Source organism: Pseudomonas neuropathica (assembly GCF_015461835.1).
GTDB classification, from domain to species: Bacteria; Pseudomonadota; Gammaproteobacteria; order Pseudomonadales; family Pseudomonadaceae; genus Aquipseudomonas; species Aquipseudomonas neuropathica.
In genome coordinates this window covers 312194-328931 of the sequence record NZ_JACOPX010000007.1, presented here as the reverse complement: position 1 = coordinate 328931, position 16738 = coordinate 312194, and the positions used below count along the sequence as shown (strand labels likewise).

The following is a 16738-nucleotide window of genomic DNA, read 5'->3' as shown; positions in this document are numbered from 1 at the left end:
AAAAAAAATTTCAATAAAAAGCTGTCACCGCCGACAACCTTTCAAAGCCTTGCGGATTGAAAAACCATGCGTAACAACCAGCCCATTACACAACGCGAACGGACTTTCCCGGCTCAGCAGCGGTTGATTTCCACAACCGACGCCAAGGGCGTGATCACCTACTGCAACGACGCTTTCGTCGAGATCAGCGGGTTTTCGCGTGAAGAACTGATCCGTGCACCGCACAACCTGGTCCGTCACCCAGACGTACCGGCGGCGGTGTTTTCGCACATGTGGGGCACACTGAAACAAGGCTTGCCATGGATGGGCATTGTCAAGAATCGCTGCAAGACCGGTGACCACTACTGGGTTAATGCCTATGTAACACCGGTGTTCGACGGCAATCAGGTGGTCGGTTACGAGTCGGTGCGGATCAAACCCACCGCCGAACAGATCCGCCGTGCCGAAGCGCTCTACCAACGCATCAACCAGGGCAAGTCAGCGATCCCTTCCAGCGATAAATGGCTGCCAGTTCTCCAGGACTGGCTGCCGTTCATTCTGGTCAGCCAACTGAGCTTCGTGATCGGCGCGACGCTGAACTCGCACTGGGGCTTCGCCCTCGCTGCCGGTTTGTCGGTGCCGCTGGGCCTGATGGGCCTGCAATGGCAACAACGCGGGCTCAAACGCCTGCTGCGCCTGGCCGAGCAGACCACTTCCGACCCGTTGATCGCGCAGATGTACACCGACAGCCGTGGCGCCCAGGCGCGTCTGGAAATGTCGATCCTCAGCCAGGAAGCGCGCCTGAAAACCTGCCTGACCCGCCTGCAGGACACCGCCGAGCACCTGACCGATCAGGCCAAACAATCCGACGCCCTGGCGCACAACAGCTCCAACGGTCTGGAACGTCAGCGCGTGGAAACCGAACAGGTCGCCACCGCCGTCAACCAGATGGCCGCCACCACGCAAGAAGTGGCGAGCCACGTCCAACGCACCGCCGACGCCACCCAGGAAGCCAATCGCCTGACCGGTCGCGGCCGTGACATCGCCGGTGAAACCCGCGAAGCCATCCAGCGTCTGTCGGTCGTTGTCGGTGAAACCGGCCTGACCGTGACCCAACTGGCCAAGGACAGCGACGAAATCGGTGGCGTGGTTGATGTGATCAAAGGCATCGCTGACCAGACCAACCTGCTCGCTCTCAACGCCGCCATCGAGGCAGCCCGTGCTGGCGAGATGGGCCGTGGTTTCGCGGTAGTGGCTGACGAAGTGCGTCAATTGGCGCAACGCACCAGCGAATCGACCGGGCAGATTCATGCTCTGATCGCCAAGTTGCAGCAAACGGCTTCGAGTGCCGTGCAAACCATGGAAGCCGGGCATCGTCAGGCTGAAGAAGGTGTGGCGCGGGTGCTGGAAGCGGATCAGGCACTGGTCGGGATCAGCGAAGCGGTGGCCAACATCACCGACATGACCACGCAGATCGCTGCTGCGACCGAAGAGCAAAGTGCGGTGGCTGAAGAGATCAGTCGCAACATCAGCAATATTTCGGAGCTGGCGGATCAGACATCCGAGCAAGCGCACAACTCGGCGTTGCTGAGTGAAGAGCTGACGAAGACGGCTAATACGCAGTACTCGTTGGTGGAGCGGTTTAACCGCTAACAGCAAAAAATCGCAGCCTGCGGCAGCGCCTACAGATAATCGGTGTAGGAGCTGCCGCAGGCTGCGATCTTTTGACCTTGAAAGCCCGGACGGCGAAAGCTGTCCGGGCTTTTTGTTTTTGATCTGAAATTTGTGGAGTCTGGCAGGCCTCATCGCGAGCAGGCTCACTCCTACAGGGGATCGTTGTCGGGCTCACAATCTGTGATCACCGCAGATCCAATGTAGGAGTGAGCCTGCTCGCGATGAGGCCATAACAGCCGGCGAAATTACTGAGGCAACTTCAGCTTATCCAACAGTCGATTGACCAACAGTTCGTTGAGCATGATCACCTGTTGCAGCGCCAGCAGCGGCTTGCGTTCCGGGCCGCCGATTGAGTTGGCGATGTTACCGGCCATGGCGTGGGCGTATGAGAGCGACTCGCTAGCCTCGACCAGCAGGGTTTCGTCATCCAGCGTGGGGTCGACGAGATAGACCGGGCGAAATTTTGGCGAGCTTGGTGGAGCCCCCAGGGCTTCGGGTCGGAGGTAGTAGTCGAGGGCGCGGTCGGTTGCTTCTTTGACCTTTTGCGGGTCAAGTGAAGGATCGTGGGGGATTGGAACGGCTTCTGGTGGGTTGGGCGTGATTTTGAACATGGATGAAACTCCTATCGCAGTTTAAGGAGCCATCACTCTCGCTACCAAACAAGTGGGTGGTGGCCGTACGCGGGTTGGTAGACCGGCTGCAATAGGAACCCGGCGCTCACGAGTGAGCCCCACGCATGACCACCATAAAAGCCGAGCCTCAAGAAAGAGGCTCCATAAGGTGTTGCCACACAGCTATTACAGACGGGCTACCAAACCCGATCACTGTTTTTCAGTGACAAGGAAACGATATAACCCGGCCTGTAGCCGTGTAAGCCGGCGGATTCTGGCGTACGCGTAGGTAACGGCGCAAGGTGTTGTAGGCCCGATGGCGTAACGGGTTGTGTGATTTAAACGTGCTTACAGAATTGCGTATGCAGGCAGAAAAAGCGGGAAGTCGGCTTGTGATTTTAATGTTGTCTGTGATGCCGCTTTCGCGAGCAGGCTCACTCCTACATTGGATCTGCGGTGGTCACAGATTATGTGCTCGACAACAATTCCCTGTGGGAGTGAGCCTGCTCGCGATGAGGCCATAACAGCCGGCGAAATTACTGAGGCAACTTCAGCTTATCCAGCAGCCGATTGACCAACAGCTCGTTCAACATGATCACCTGTTGCAGCGCCAGCAATGGCTTGCGCTCCGGGCCGCCTATTGAGTTGGCGATGTTTCCGGCCATGGCATGGGCGTATGAGAGCGACTCGCTCGCCTCGACCAGCAGGGTTTCCTCATCCAGCGTGGGGTCGACGAGATAGACGGGGCGAAATTTTGGCGAGCTTGGCGGGGCCGCCAGGGCTTCGGGTCTGAGGTAGTAGTCGAGGGCGCGATCAGTCGCTTCTTTTGTCTTTTGAGACTCAAGCGCTGGGTCGTGAGGGGTTGGGTCGATGCCCGGAGGGTTTGGCGTGGCTTTGAACATAAATATCTAATTCCTGAACAAGGGCCGCGACCGTTCTCTACTAAAAGAAGGGTGGCGGCTGTGCGCAGGTTAGTAGACCGGAGGAATTAGCAAGACCGGCGCGCTCGAAAGCGCCCTGAGCACAGCCACCATCGAGTACAGGCAGATGCGCCTGACTTAATGGGACCTATGCACTTACTAAAACCATACGGGCTACTAAACCCGACCACTGATGGGCAGTGGCAGGCAAACGATATAGCCCGCGCTATGGTCGTGTAAGCCGGCGGATTCTGGCGTACGCGTAGGTAACGGCGCAAGGTGTTGTAGGTCCGATGGCGTAACGGCTCGTGTACTTTAAACGCGCTCGCGTAATCATGTTTACGTACAGGAAATGCTGGGTAGTGAGCGCTTCCAGTTCTTTATCGTGTCAGCGAAATTGCCCCTCACCCTAACCCTCTCCCAGAGGGAGAGGGGACTGATCGAGGTGTTTGGTAGAGTTACGCCGACGTGAAAGTCCGAGTTGAACGCAAATTTTGAGAGACCCACCATCGGCTCCCTCTCCCTCGTGAGCGGGCTGGGCGGGCGGCGTTCCGATGAGGGGCAGCTCCAACACAAATCCAAAGCTGACCACGCCCCGCTCTTCACCACTCAATAGGCCGAGTGTCAGCTCGCCTGCTCTTGATCTTGATCTGTAAGGCGACGTCGGAAGGCTGAGTGGAGGGATTGATCCGGGCGTGGGAGCGCAGCGACCGTTTGGCGAAGCCAAACACAGCGAGAGGAGGTGCAGCGAAGCAAACCGTAGGCGCTGCGCCCGGATCGATCCCGGAGCGAAGGGACCCCGAGCTTTAGCGAGCGGGCCGTACGTAGGAGCAAGCGTTTTTTTGCTTACTTTTTTTAGGCGTTTGTAAAAAAAGTGAGTCGCCGTCAGGGCGAAACCCTAAGTGGCCGTTGCCGCAGCAATGGATATGTACTCGAACGAAAACCGTGTCGCGGCTGATATCCATCCCCCTCACCCCAGCCCTCCCGAAACGTCGGACCGCCCCCAAGGGGGCGAGGGGGAAAGGGAGCAGATCTTCATGCAGTTCAAAATCTCAGCCCGGCTCGGTCACTTGCTGAGAAACTCGGCAATTTTCTGCGCGGCGCTGGCCAAATGCTGTTCATGGGTGAACCCGGAAACCTTGAGCGGCTTCAAATCATGATCCCCGGCCGCTAACCACGCCACCTCAATATTCCGTGACAAGGTGTAAGCCTCAACCGCCTCCCGATTGCCCAACGCATCCCGCTCCCCCTGCACAATCAAAGTCCGCGCCTGCAAAGAAGCCAAATGCTCAACGCGAGGCTTCTCCGGCTTCCCCACCGCATAAAACGGATAACCCAAACACACCAACGCATCAGCGCCCAATTCGTCAGCCAAAAGACTAGCCATCCGCCCGCCCATGGACTTGCCGCCAACGGCCAAAACCCCAGTGACATGACGCCGCACCTCGGCATACACCTCACGCCAACATTCCTGCAGTTTCGCAGCAGGATTCGGCGGCCGCTTCACCCCGTCCACCCGCCGCTGCGCCATATACGGAAACTCAAACCGCAACACGTTCACCCCAAGCCCGGCAAGGCGCCCAGCCATGTCGTTCATCCAATCGCTATCCATCGGCGCCCCCGCCCCGTGAGCAAGGATCAACGTCGCCGAAGCCTTACCCGTGGCGGCATCCCACAACCATCCATGATCGAGTACACACTGCGCCCATTGATCCCCGTCAATACTGGCCTTGTGCTGTTTGTCCATGCTTGCCTCGCTTTTAGTCTGCCTATAACTCCAGGCGAAGGATTCGCGGCGTTCTCGCGCGCGCTCACTTCGGCTGAACCGTGGATGGGGAACCATGAACACTTCTATCAGTACCGCCTACAACTACAAGGTGGTCCGCCAATTCGCCATTATGACGGTGGTGTGGGGCATCGTCGGCATGGGCCTCGGGGTTTTTCTCGCGGCCCAATTGGTCTGGCCCGAACTCAACTTCAATTTGCCCTGGACCAGTTTCGGCCGTCTGCGCCCGCTGCACACCAACGCGGTGATCTTCGCGTTCGGTGGCTGTGCGCTGTTCGCCAGTTCGTTCTACTCGGTGCAACGCACCTGCCAGACTCAGCTGTTTGCGCCGAAAATCGCCGCATTCTGCTTCTGGGGCTGGCAGCTTGTGATTCTCTTGGCAGCCATCAGCCTGCCACTGGGCTACACCAGCTCCAAGGAATACGCCGAACTGGAATGGCCGATCGACATCCTGATCACCATCGTCTGGGTCGCCTACGCGATCGTGTTCTTCGGCACGATCATGCAGCGCAAGACCAAGCACATTTATGTGGGCAACTGGTTCTTCGGCGCGTTCATCATCACCGTGGCGATTCTGCACATCGTCAACAACCTTGAGTTGCCGGTGAGTTTCACCAAGTCCTACTCGTTGTACGCCGGTGCAACCGACGCCATGGTGCAATGGTGGTACGGCCACAACGCCGTGGGCTTTTTCCTCACCGCCGGTTTCCTCGGGATGATGTACTACTTCGTGCCGAAACAGGCCGAGCGTCCGGTGTATTCGTATCGCCTGTCGATCGTGCACTTCTGGGCATTGATCACCCTGTACATCTGGGCCGGTCCGCACCACTTGCACTACACCGCGCTGCCGGACTGGGCACAGTCGCTGGGCATGGTGATGTCGCTGATTCTGCTGGCACCGAGCTGGGGCGGCATGATCAACGGCATGATGACCCTCTCGGGCGCCTGGCATAAGTTGCGCAGCGACCCGATCCTGCGCTTCCTCGTGGTATCGCTGGCGTTCTACGGCATGTCGACCTTCGAAGGGCCGATGATGGCGATCAAGACCGTCAACGCCCTCTCCCACTACACCGACTGGACCATCGGCCACGTACACGCCGGCGCCCTCGGTTGGGTCGCGATGATCTCGATCGGCGCGCTGTACCACATGATTCCGAAAATCTTCGGCAAGGCGCAGATGCACAGCGTCGGTTTGATCAACGCGCACTTCTGGCTCGCGACCATCGGCACCGTGCTCTACATCGCGTCGATGTGGGTCAACGGCATCGCCCAAGGCCTGATGTGGCGCGCGGTGAACGAGGACGGCACGCTGACCTACTCCTTCGTCGAAACCCTGGTGGCCAGCCACCCAGGCTTCGTCGTGCGGCTGATTGGTGGGGCGATCTTCCTCAGCGGCATGTTCCTGATGGCTTACAACACCTGGCGCACCGTGCGGGCCTCGCAGCCTGCTGACGTCGTTGCTGCCGCGCAGATGGCCTGAGGAGTCCGCCATGAAACACGAAACGATTGAAAAGAACGTCGGCCTGTTGATGTTGCTCATGGTGTTCGCCGTGAGCATCGGCGGCCTGACCCAGATCGTCCCGCTGTTCTTCCAGGACGTCACCAACAAACCGGTGGAAGGCATGAAGCCCTACACCGCGCTGCAACTGGAAGGCCGCGACATCTACATCCGCGAAGGCTGCGTCGGTTGCCACTCGCAGATGATCCGTCCGTTCCGCGCCGAAACCGAGCGCTACGGGCACTACTCGGTTGCGGGCGAAAGCGTGTGGGATCACCCGTTCCTGTGGGGTTCGAAACGTACCGGGCCGGATCTGGCCCGGGTCGGCGCGCGCTACTCGGATGACTGGCACCGCGCGCACTTGTACAACCCGCGCAACGTTGTGCCGGAATCGAAAATGCCGGCCTACCCGTGGCTGGTCACGCAAGCGGTCGACAGCAGCCACACCGAAACCAAGCTCAAGACCATGCGCACCCTCGGCGTGCCGTACACCGACGACGACATCAGCGGCGCGGTGGCCAGCCTCAAGGGCAAGACCGAAATGGACGCCCTCGTCTCCTACCTGCAAGTGCTCGGCACTGCGATCAAGAGCAAGAGGTGAGCCATGGTCATTGAAATGAGTGCAGGGCTGATCCGTGGTTTAGGCACCGTTGTCGTGTTTATAGCTTTCGTCGGTTTGACTTTGTGGGTGTTCAACCGCAAGCGCACCCCGGAGTTCGCCGAAGCGCGTCTGCTGCCGTTCGCCGACGAGCCGCAACCCGACACAACCCCAGTAAATGAGACAAGGAGTACCCGGCCATGACCACCTTCTGGAGTACGTGGATCTGCGTACTGACCATCGGCAGCCTGATCGGCCTGACGTGGCTGCTGATCGGCACCCGCCGGGGCGAGACCAAGGGCAGCGTCGACCAGACCATGGGGCACAGCTTCGACGGCATCGAGGAGTACGACAACCCGCTGCCGCAGTGGTGGTTCATGCTGTTCGCCGGCACGCTGGTGTTTTCCGTGGGCTATCTGATCCTCTATCCGGGCCTGGGCAACTGGAAAGGCATCCTGCCGGGTTACGAGGATGGCTGGACCGGCGTGCACGAGTGGGAAAAGGAAATGAACAAGGCCGACGCCAAATTCGGGCCGATCTTCGCCAAGTTCGCCGCCATGCCGCTGGAAGAAGTGGCGAAGGACCCACAGGCGCTGAAAATGGGTGGCCGCTTGTTCGCCTCCAACTGCTCGGTGTGCCACGGCTCCGACGCCAAGGGGGCGTTCGGTTTCCCTAACCTTGCCGACAGCGACTGGCGCTGGGGTGGCGACGCCGACACCATCAAGACCACCATCATGGGTGGCCGGATGGCGGCGATGCCGGCCTGGGGCGAAGTGTTGGGCGAAGCCGGGGTGAAAAACGTCGCGGCGTACGTCCGTCACGAACTGGCCGGTTTGCCATTGCCAGCCGACAACAAGGCTGACCTGCAAGCCGGACAGCAAGCGTTCAGCACCACTTGCATTGCCTGTCATGGGGCAACCGGCCACGGCACTGAAGCCATGGGCGCACCGAATCTGACGCACCCGGCCGGGTTTATCTATGGCACCAGCCTGACCCAACTCGAGCAGACCATTCGCCATGGTCGCCAGGGTCACATGCCGGCGCAGAACGAACTGTTGGGCAACGATAAAGTGCAATTGCTAGCCGCTTATGTATACAGCCTGTCGCACGGATTGAATACAGAAAAACTTATTACTGAAGACAACAAGAAGTAAGCATTGCGTACACATCTGCCGCACCATTCTCGGTGCGGCAGCATCCAGCCCCTTTGCGACGCATTGTCGCACCCCTTCACACCCTCTCCTTTCGGTTCCTCTGATTCGGGTCTACGCTTGCTCGATGCGGACTGGCTTGTGCCGGTTCCAGGTCAACGCTGACTGCTGTGTTCCGCGAACCGGCTGACTGATATGGCCGCAAACGCCGGTAGATACCGGCTGTCGTGCCATTTACCGTCCGTCACCCGAACTGAGCGTTTGAACACACCCCGTTACAAGCGACCTGAACCCCTCGCTTTTTTCGTCCGCTGCGACATTTTGTCCGAGGCCAATTTTGTCCTTACGCGGCGCATGGAAAGGCCGCAGAATCAGCGTTGGAAAGCATTGACCCAGGTCATGGCGCGTTGCAATGACCCCCTGCTCTCTGCATACTTGCGGCCGATTTTAATCCTAATAAAACACCCAAACCGTGGAACCTTAGAATGAGCACAGCAATCAGTCCGACTGCTTATAACTATAAGGTAGTCCGCCAGTTCGCCATCATGACGGTGGTCTGGGGGATCCTTGGCATGGGGCTCGGTGTCTTCATCGCCTCGCAACTGGTCTGGCCGGAGTTGAACTTCGGTCTGCCTTGGACGAGCTTTGGACGCCTGCGCCCGTTGCACACAAACCTGGTGATTTTCGCCTTCGGTGGTTGTGCACTGTTTGCCACTTCCTACTATGTCGTGCAGCGAACCTGCCAGACGCGACTGATTTCCGACAGCCTCGCCGCCTTCACCTTCTGGGGCTGGCAAGCGGTGATCGTCGGCGCGATCATTACCTTGCCGCTGGGTTACACCACCACCAAGGAATACGCGGAACTGGAATGGCCACTCGCCATTTTGCTGGCGATTGTCTGGGTCACCTACGGTCTGGTGTTCTTCGGCACCATTACCAAGCGCAAAACCAAGCACATCTACGTGGGTAACTGGTTCTACGGCGCGTTCATCGTGGTCACGGCGATGCTGCACATCGTCAACCACGCCTCGCTGCCGGTGAGCTTCTTCAAGTCCTACTCCGCCTACTCCGGCGCGACCGATGCGATGATCCAGTGGTGGTATGGCCACAACGCGGTGGGCTTCTTCCTGACCACCGGTTTCCTCGGGATGATGTACTACTTCGTGCCGAAACAGGCCGAACGTCCGATCTACTCCTATCGTCTGTCGATCGTGCACTTCTGGGCCCTGATCACCCTGTACATCTGGGCCGGCCCGCACCACCTGCACTACACCGCACTGCCGGATTGGGCACAATCGCTGGGCATGGCGATGTCGATCATCCTCCTGGCGCCAAGCTGGGGCGGCATGATCAACGGCATGATGACCCTGTCGGGCGCCTGGCATAAGTTGCGCACCGACCCGATCCTGCGCTTCCTCGTGGTTTCGTTGGCGTTCTACGGCATGTCGACCTTCGAAGGGCCGATGATGGCGATCAAGACCGTCAACTCGCTCTCGCACTACACCGACTGGACCATCGGCCACGTACACGCCGGCGCCCTCGGTTGGGTCGCGATGATCTCGATCGGCGCGATCTACCACATGATCCCGCGCCTGTTCGGGCGTGCTCAGATGCACAGTGTCGGCCTGATCAACGCGCACTTCTGGCTCGCGACCATCGGCACCGTGCTGTACATCGCTTCGATGTGGGTCAACGGCATCACACAGGGCCTGATGTGGCGTGCAATCAACGACGACGGCACCCTCACCTACTCGTTCGTTGAAGCGCTGCAAGCCAGCCACCCGGGCTACATCGTTCGCGCCTTGGGCGGTGCTTTCTTCGCCAGCGGCATGTTCCTGATGGCTTACAACGTCTGGCGCACCGTGCGCGCCTCGAACCCGGCTGAAGCCGAAGCCGCTGCCCAGATCGCTGTCGTTGGAGCTCACTGATGAAGCATGAAGCTGTCGAGAAGAATATTGGCCTGCTGGCCTTCTTCATGGTCATCGCCGTCAGCGTTGGCGGCCTGACCCAAATCGTTCCGCTGTTTTTCCAGGACGTCACCAACAAGCCGGTCGAAGGCATGAAGCCGCGTTCGGCGCTGGAACTGGAAGGCCGCGACGTTTACATCGCCAACGGCTGTGTCGGCTGCCACTCGCAGATGATCCGTCCGTTCCGCGCTGAAACCGAACGCTATGGGCACTACTCGGTTGCCGGTGAAAGCGTCTGGGATCACCCGTTCCTGTGGGGTTCCAAGCGTACCGGGCCGGATCTGGCCCGTGTCGGCGGTCGTTACTCCGATGACTGGCAACGTGCGCACTTGTACAACCCGCGCAACGTCGTGCCTGAGTCGAAAATGCCGGCTTACCCGTTCCTCGTAGAAAACAAGCTCGACGGCAAAGACACTGCCAGGAAGATGGAAGTGTTGCGCACGCTCGGCGTTCCTTACACCGACGAAGACATCGCCGGGGCCAAGGATGCCGTGAAGGGCAAAACCGAAATGGACGCGCTGGTGGCCTATCTGCAAGGCCTGGGCACCATCATCAAAAGCAAACGGTGATCTGGATGGATATCGGGATGATTCGTGGCCTGGGCACCGTTGTCGTGATGGTGGCCTTCATCGGTCTGGCGCTGTGGGTGTTCAGCCCCAAGCGCAAGTCGGAGTTTGAAGACGCGACCTTGTTGCCTTTTGCGGATGATCCCGAAGCCATCAAGCACGTCGAGCAAGCTTCTAGGAGTAACAAAGAATGACTACATTCTGGAGTCTGTACGTCACAGTCCTCAGTCTCGGTACGATCTTTTCCCTGACCTGGCTGCTGCTGTCGACCCGCAAGGGCCAGCGCAGCGAACAGACGGACGAGACGGTCGGGCACTCTTTCGACGGGATCGAGGAGTACGACAACCCACTGCCGAAATGGTGGTTCATGCTGTTTGTCGGCACCATCATTTTTGCCTTGGGTTACCTGGTGCTGTACCCGGGCCTGGGCAACTGGAAAGGCCTGCTGCCGGGCTACAACTACCTCGATAACGACAAGCAGACCGCGTTCGCCAACGGCCAGACCGGCTGGACCGGCGTGCACGAATGGGAAAAGGAAATGGCCCGCTCGGACGCCAAGTTCGGTCCGATCTTCGCCAAGTTCGCCGCCATGCCGATCGAAGAAGTCGCCAAGGATCCGCAAGCACTGAAAATGGGTGGCCGTCTGTTCGCCTCCAACTGCTCGGTGTGCCACGGTTCCGACGCCAAGGGTGCCTACGGTTTCCCTAACCTGACCGACGCCGACTGGCGTTGGGGCGGCGAGCCGGAAACCATCAAGACCACCATCATGGGCGGTCGTCACGCAGTGATGCCGGCATGGGCTGAAGTCATCGGTGAGCAAGGTGTTGCCGATGTGGCAGCATTCGTTGTGACCAACCTGGATGGCCGCAAACTGCCGGAAGGCACCAAGGCTGACCCGGCCAACGGCGGCAAGCTGTTCGCCGCCAACTGCGTGGCCTGCCACGGTCCGGCCGGCAAAGGCACCCCCGCCATGGGCGCGCCTGACCTGACCCATCCGGGTGCGTTCATCTACGGCTCGAGCTTCGCGCAGCTGCAGCAGACCATCCGTTACGGCCGTCAGGGCCAGATGCCTGCGCAGGAACAACTGCAAGGCAACGACAAGGTGCACCTGTTGGCGGCATATGTTTACAGCCTGTCCCACGGTGAAAAAGCACCCGAAGCGAACGCCGAGTAAGGCCAGCGCTTGAAGCACAAAAGGCCCCGCCAATGTTGATTGGCGGGGCCTTTTTTCATGCTGGCATTCATGCCTTGAGACATATGTTCAATAGACCTGAGCAGCACTGCCCTGTAGGTTTTTCCCACCCCGATGAACAGCATCGGGTCAACCTTCAAGGATGAAGCCTACATGTCAAAGAATGACGAAACCACACTGCCAAAACGTTTGCAGCCCCTCCATGATCATGAAGCAACGGCGGTGAATAGGCCTGTGGTACCCGCACGCTCACCCTCACCAAACCCCGCAGGTCGCCCAGGTAACAGTGGCGGTCTGGACGGTCTTGGCGGCGGCAGATTGCCCTGACAGGGGATAGCAAAACACAGCGAATTTACGTCCGATATCCTGCGCCCCTGCCCTTTGGCCGGGGCGCTTTCGCCGGTGCCGTTATGACAGTGATAAACCGATCGTCCGCAACCCACCTTTTTGATTGCTGGGCAAACCCCAAAGTAGTAACGTTTCTACACCAGAATCACCGGAGGCCGAACATGATGGCCATCACGACCATTTCCAGCCGCGAATTCAACCAGGACACCAGTGCCGCCAAAAAAGCCGCGCATCAGGGCCCGGTCATCATTACCGATCGTGGCAAGCCTGCCCATGTACTGCTGAGCATCGAGGAATACCAGAAACTGACCGGTAGCCAGACCAGCATCGTCGATCTGCTGGTCATGCCGAATGCGCCTGACATCGAATTCGAAACCGAGCGCGCCGTCATCACTCCTCGCAGCGTGGACCTGTCCTGATGTTTCTACTGGATACCAATGTAGTTTCCGAACTGCGCAAACCCCAGGCCAACAAGCAGGTGGTGACATGGGCAAACAGCGTCGCCCCGGCCAGCCTGTATTTATCGGCCATCACTGTGCTGGAGCTGGAAACCGGCATTCTGCGTATCGAACGCCGCGACCCGCCACAAGGAGGGATGCTGCGCAACTGGCTCGAGCGTCATGTCAAACCCGCATTCTCGGGAAGAATCCTCTCGGTCGATAGCGCCGTCGCTAGCCGATGCGCACAGCTGCACGTGCCTGATCGCAGCAATGAATGCGACGCTTTGATCGCCGCCACCGCGCTTGTTCATGGGCTGACGCTGGTCACCCGTAATGTTGCCGACTTCCAACTCAGCGGCGTTCATCTGATCAATCCATGGAACGCTGCCAATCACTGATCGTACAAAGCCCCGCCTAATCTCTGGCGGGGCTTTTTTCATGGGCGCTTGGCAAAGATTGAATGCACCGGCGTCGTATAGATCAGCGTTCGATTGCGCCACTGATTGTTCTTCACCAGATAGACCTGCAACTGCTTGCGGTCCTCGGTGAAACTGGCAATCAGATAGGTTTGCTGAGACGTACTGCCGCTCAGGTAGATGGGGACGCTACCCTCCCAATAAGCATCACCTCCATCCTTATGCAAATGGCCGGCAAAGATCGCAGTCACTTGATATTTGTTGACCATATCGGTGAAGCGTTTCTGTTGCGCCTGGGTCCCCTGATGGCGCAACGGTTTATGCATATTGATGATGATGGCGTACCCCGATGCTCGCGCCAGCCTGAGGTCTGTCTCAAGCCAGTCGAGCGCATCGTTGATTTCAAATGTCGTCGGGTTCAATGGATGAGCAATCCGGGTGGTGTACGTCGGTTCGTTATTGAGTTGAACCATATGAACTTCGCCGATGTTTTTTGAATAGGCGAGACTGCCAGAATATTTTTTACTGAGAAACCCACTGGTGATTTTCAGATCAAAGCTGTCGACTTTACCCTCATGGTGCTCTTTGAACTCGACGATACTTCCCGCTGCACAGCTATTACTAAAACAATCATTAACATTGTTTTCATAATCGTGATTACCCAAGCCGTACAAATACTCACCTTTGAAGTGTTTGGTCAGTAAATCCTTCATGAACGAACGCTGCCAGCCATGACCAAAAGCGGTTATATCGCCATTGATCATCAAAGGCACCTGGGCTTGAGAGCCGTGCTGATTTCTGAACTCGGCAATACTCCCAAGTTGAGTATCAACCAGCCATTTCGAACGAACATCGAATTCGGCGTCGGATTCCGGCTCCCGGTCATCAGTCTTGTCGGTCCAGGGATATTGAGTATCCGAGGCAAAAACCATGTGTTTCGGTGTTCCGGTTATAGCCTGCGCCGATGCACCCGTCGCCCACAAACACACACCCAGCACAACGCTTGCAAACTTGTTAAAAGCCATACATTAAATTCCATTTAAATTAATCAATCAGACGCGAACTTCTCGCGCAAACAGAACTTATTCGAAAAACCAAAAACTTCAAAGCACTCACAAAATAACAATCAATTGGATTTATTTCAGAGACACTAGCCGCACAAGTTTAATAACCTGCAGAGCAGTGAAAACAAAGACGACAAGTTCCACTCAACCTGGCGTGGCCCACGCAAAACCACATTCAAAGTTTTCTTTCAGGACAGACACGCGTCGAGTTGTGCAAAGCAAACCCTGAACGTGACGCCATTCGTGCGTGCGTCCAATCTGACCAGGCTTTTTTATGAAGCTCGCGATAACCGCAGCGGTGGACTGCTCTCCTATGGAAACAATGAATTAGCCCTCAAGCCAAAACCGTCCATACTCAACAAGTCAATTGACCTGCGTCATGCTTTGCTGCATTCGCTACACCATTCAGGTTTTTTACCCAACGCGACCAAAGGTCGCACCCTTGAGCCAGAGCGACCGGCGTATCATTGCGCCACTGCAACACCCCTTTCTGACCTGGGTTGGCACGTATCGACCGAGGCATTTTTCCACTGCCGTGGGATGCAATGATGAGCAACCAGATTCCGGTACACGACGTCACACCACCGAGCAAAAACGCGAACAACAGCGTTGACCTTTACGCCTCTCGAGAAAAAATCTACACCCGCGCGTTCACCGGCCTGTTCCGCAATCTGCGGATGATGGGCGGTGCGGCATTGTTCCTGCTGTATTTCGGTACGGTGTGGCTGAACTGGGGCGGTCATCAGGCCGTGTGGTGGAACCTGCCGGAGCGCAAGTTCTTCATCTTCGGCGCCACTTTCTGGCCACAGGATTTCATTCTGCTCTCGGGCCTGTTGATCATTGCCGCGTTCGGCCTGTTCTTCATTACCGTGTACGCCGGCCGGGTCTGGTGCGGCTACACCTGTCCGCAAAGTGTGTGGACGTGGATTTTCATGTGGTGCGAGAAGGTCACCGAAGGCGACCGCAACCAGCGCATCAAGCTCGACAAGACGCCGATGAGCGCCAACAAATTTGCGCGCAAATTTGCCAAACACGCGCTGTGGCTGTTGATCGGTTTTGTCACCGGCATGACCTTCGTTGGCTACTTCTCGCCGATCCGTGAACTGGTCTTCGAGTTCTTCACCGGTCAGGCCGATGGCTGGTCGTATTTCTGGGTCGGCTTCTTCACCCTCGCCACTTACGGCAACGCCGGTTGGCTGCGTGAGCAGGTGTGCATTTACATGTGCCCGTACGCACGCTTCCAGAGCGTGATGTTCGACAAGGACACGCTGATCGTCTCCTACGACCCGCGTCGCGGTGAAAGCCGTGGTCCGCGCAAGAAAGGTATCGATTACAAGGCCCAGGGCCTGGGTGATTGCATCGATTGCACCATGTGCGTTCAGGTGTGCCCGACCGGTATCGACATCCGCGACGGCCTGCAGATCGAGTGCATTGGCTGCGCGGCCTGCATCGACGCCTGCGACAGCATCATGGACAAGATGGATTACCCGCGCGGGCTGATCAGCTACACCACCGAACACAACCTGTCCGGGCAGAAAACCCATAAACTGCGGCCACGCCTGATCGGCTATGCCGTGGTGTTGCTGGCGATGATCAGCCTGTTGGTCAGCGCATTCTTCATGCGCTCGCTGGTCGGCTTCGACGTTAGCAAGGACCGCGTGCTGTACCGCGAAAACGCCGAAGGCCGGATCGAAAACGTCTACAGCCTGAAGATCATGAACAAGGATCAGCGCGACCACACTTACGTGCTGGAAGCCGCGGGCCTGCCCGACCTGCGCCTGCAAGGCAAACGCGAGATCAAAGTCGCGGCCGGCGACATTGTCAGCATGCCGGTCGAGTTGTCGAGCGCACCGGAGCAACTGCCATCGAGCACCAACGAGGTGAAATTCATCCTCAAGGATGCCGATGACGACAGCGTCCACGTTGAAGCCAAGAGCCGATTCATCGGCCCACAAATCCGTTGAGAGAACTGAACATGCCCGCAGCAAACGCCGCAAGCCCCTGGTACAAGCACCTTTGGCCATGGATCATCATCGGGATTCTGGCCTGTTCGGTGACCCTGACCCTGTCCATGGTGACCATTGCGGTGAACAACCCGGACAACCTCGTCAACGACAACTACTACGAGGCCGGCAAAGGCATCAACCGTTCGCTGGATCGTGAACTGTTGGCGCAGAACCTGAAGATGCGCGCGGCTGTGCATCTGGATGACGTGACCGGTGAAGTTGATTTGCGTTTGAGCGGTGACAGTCAGCCGAAAACCTTGGAGCTGAATTTGATCTCGCCAACCCAGCCGGAAAAGGATCGCAAGATCGTCCTGACTCGCAGCGAAAGCGAAACCGGCCGTTATATCGGTCAGTTAGGCGACAAGGTTGAAGGCCGTCGTTTTGTCGAACTGCTCGGCAGTCAGGATGACCATGTGTGGCGCATGTTCGAAGAAGAGCTGGTCAGCCATGACAAGGATCTGCTGCTCGGTGATGAACCGCTGCAAGGCGCGGAAGACCTGAAGAAGTAAGCCTGACTCTGAT

The 16738-nt window shown here is 57.9% G+C and carries 18 protein-coding genes; 14 read left to right on the top strand and 4 right to left on the bottom strand.

Features of this window, described 5'->3' with window-relative positions; all coding sequences use genetic code 11:
• The first annotated feature begins 66 nt into the window (after positions 1 to 66).
• Complete coding sequence (locus H8F23_RS12660; RefSeq protein ID WP_194934577.1) at positions 67 to 1632, top strand: methyl-accepting chemotaxis protein; 1566 nt, start codon at positions 67 to 69, stop codon at positions 1630 to 1632.
• Between the two features lie 266 nt (positions 1633 to 1898).
• Here H8F23_RS12660 and H8F23_RS12655 read toward each other — a convergent pair whose 3' ends face one another.
• From H8F23_RS12655 to H8F23_RS12645, 3 genes are all read right to left on the bottom strand, one after another.
• Entirely contained in the window at positions 1899 to 2264 is a 366-nt protein-coding gene (locus tag H8F23_RS12655; RefSeq protein ID WP_194934576.1) for a DUF6124 family protein, read from the bottom strand.
• A gap of 536 nt (positions 2265 to 2800) precedes the next feature.
• The gene (locus H8F23_RS12650) at positions 2801 to 3166 is read right to left on the bottom strand and encodes a DUF6124 family protein (protein ID WP_194934575.1); all 366 of its coding nucleotides are present in this window, start codon (positions 3164 to 3166) and stop codon (positions 2801 to 2803) included.
• Positions 3167 to 4250: 1084 nt separating this feature from the next.
• Positions 4251 to 4931: an alpha/beta family hydrolase gene (locus H8F23_RS12645; RefSeq protein WP_194934574.1), complete on the bottom strand. Its 681-nt coding sequence runs from the start codon at positions 4929 to 4931 to the stop codon at positions 4251 to 4253.
• Between the two features lie 94 nt (positions 4932 to 5025).
• Here H8F23_RS12645 and ccoN (H8F23_RS12640) point away from each other — a divergent pair, with 94 nt between their 5' ends.
• The 10 genes from ccoN (H8F23_RS12640) (at position 5026) to H8F23_RS12595 (ending at position 13128) form a co-directional block, all read left to right on the top strand.
• On the top strand, positions 5026 to 6450 hold the full coding sequence (gene ccoN / locus H8F23_RS12640; protein WP_194934573.1) for a cytochrome-c oxidase, cbb3-type subunit I: 1425 nt from the start codon (positions 5026 to 5028) through the stop codon (positions 6448 to 6450).
• Positions 6451 to 6460: 10 nt separating this feature from the next.
• The gene (gene ccoO / locus H8F23_RS12635; RefSeq protein ID WP_003223389.1) at positions 6461 to 7069 is read left to right on the top strand and encodes a cytochrome-c oxidase, cbb3-type subunit II; all 609 of its coding nucleotides are present in this window, start codon (positions 6461 to 6463) and stop codon (positions 7067 to 7069) included.
• 3 nt (positions 7070 to 7072) lie between these two features.
• Positions 7073 to 7270 carry a cbb3-type cytochrome oxidase subunit 3 gene (locus tag H8F23_RS12630; RefSeq protein ID WP_194934572.1) on the top strand — a complete coding sequence of 66 codons (198 nt, stop codon included), beginning with the start codon at positions 7073 to 7075 and terminating at the stop codon, positions 7268 to 7270.
• Complete coding sequence (ccoP, locus tag H8F23_RS12625; RefSeq protein WP_194934571.1) at positions 7267 to 8220, top strand: cytochrome-c oxidase, cbb3-type subunit III; 954 nt, start codon at positions 7267 to 7269, stop codon at positions 8218 to 8220. Before H8F23_RS12630 ends, ccoP (H8F23_RS12625) begins: the two co-directional genes overlap by 4 nt.
• 482 nt (positions 8221 to 8702) lie before the next feature.
• Positions 8703 to 10145, top strand: coding sequence for a cytochrome-c oxidase, cbb3-type subunit I (gene ccoN, locus H8F23_RS12620; protein ID WP_093431876.1), 1443 nt, complete (start codon positions 8703 to 8705; stop codon positions 10143 to 10145).
• Positions 10145 to 10753 carry a cytochrome-c oxidase, cbb3-type subunit II gene (gene ccoO / locus H8F23_RS12615; RefSeq protein ID WP_093431874.1) on the top strand — a complete coding sequence of 203 codons (609 nt, stop codon included), beginning with the start codon at positions 10145 to 10147 and terminating at the stop codon, positions 10751 to 10753. Before ccoN (H8F23_RS12620) ends, ccoO (H8F23_RS12615) begins: the two co-directional genes overlap by 1 nt.
• Before the next feature lie 5 nt (positions 10754 to 10758).
• Entirely contained in the window at positions 10759 to 10944 is a 186-nt protein-coding gene (locus H8F23_RS12610) for a CcoQ/FixQ family Cbb3-type cytochrome c oxidase assembly chaperone (RefSeq protein ID WP_003175465.1), read from the top strand.
• The gene (ccoP, locus tag H8F23_RS12605; RefSeq protein WP_093431872.1) at positions 10941 to 11924 is read left to right on the top strand and encodes a cytochrome-c oxidase, cbb3-type subunit III; all 984 of its coding nucleotides are present in this window, start codon (positions 10941 to 10943) and stop codon (positions 11922 to 11924) included. Before H8F23_RS12610 ends, ccoP (H8F23_RS12605) begins: the two co-directional genes overlap by 4 nt.
• A gap of 530 nt (positions 11925 to 12454) precedes the next feature.
• Positions 12455 to 12709, top strand: a complete 255-nt coding sequence (locus H8F23_RS12600; RefSeq protein WP_175559588.1) for a type II toxin-antitoxin system Phd/YefM family antitoxin — start codon at positions 12455 to 12457, stop codon at positions 12707 to 12709.
• On the top strand, positions 12709 to 13128 hold the full coding sequence (locus tag H8F23_RS12595; protein WP_093431866.1) for a type II toxin-antitoxin system VapC family toxin: 420 nt from the start codon (positions 12709 to 12711) through the stop codon (positions 13126 to 13128). Before H8F23_RS12600 ends, H8F23_RS12595 begins: the two co-directional genes overlap by 1 nt.
• Positions 13129 to 13166: 38 nt before the next feature.
• On the opposite strand, the gene H8F23_RS12590 is transcribed toward H8F23_RS12595, so the two are convergent.
• Positions 13167 to 14171 (bottom strand): metallophosphoesterase family protein, encoded by a 1005-nt coding sequence (locus tag H8F23_RS12590; RefSeq protein ID WP_194934570.1) that lies wholly within the window; start codon positions 14169 to 14171, stop codon positions 13167 to 13169.
• 282 nt (positions 14172 to 14453) lie between these two features.
• On the opposite strand from H8F23_RS12590, the gene H8F23_RS12585 reads away from it, so the two are divergent.
• Genes H8F23_RS12585 through H8F23_RS12575 form a run of 3 tightly spaced genes read left to right on the top strand, consistent with a single transcriptional unit; the run spans position 14454 to position 16725 of the window.
• Complete coding sequence (locus H8F23_RS12585; protein WP_194934569.1) at positions 14454 to 14759, top strand: hypothetical protein; 306 nt, start codon at positions 14454 to 14456, stop codon at positions 14757 to 14759.
• Entirely contained in the window at positions 14759 to 16174 is a 1416-nt protein-coding gene (gene ccoG / locus H8F23_RS12580) for a cytochrome c oxidase accessory protein CcoG (protein WP_194934568.1), read from the top strand. Before H8F23_RS12585 ends, ccoG begins: the two co-directional genes overlap by 1 nt.
• Before the next feature lie 11 nt (positions 16175 to 16185).
• On the top strand, positions 16186 to 16725 hold the full coding sequence (locus tag H8F23_RS12575; RefSeq protein ID WP_034152840.1) for a FixH family protein: 540 nt from the start codon (positions 16186 to 16188) through the stop codon (positions 16723 to 16725).
• Positions 16726 to 16738: the final 13 nt, after the last annotated feature.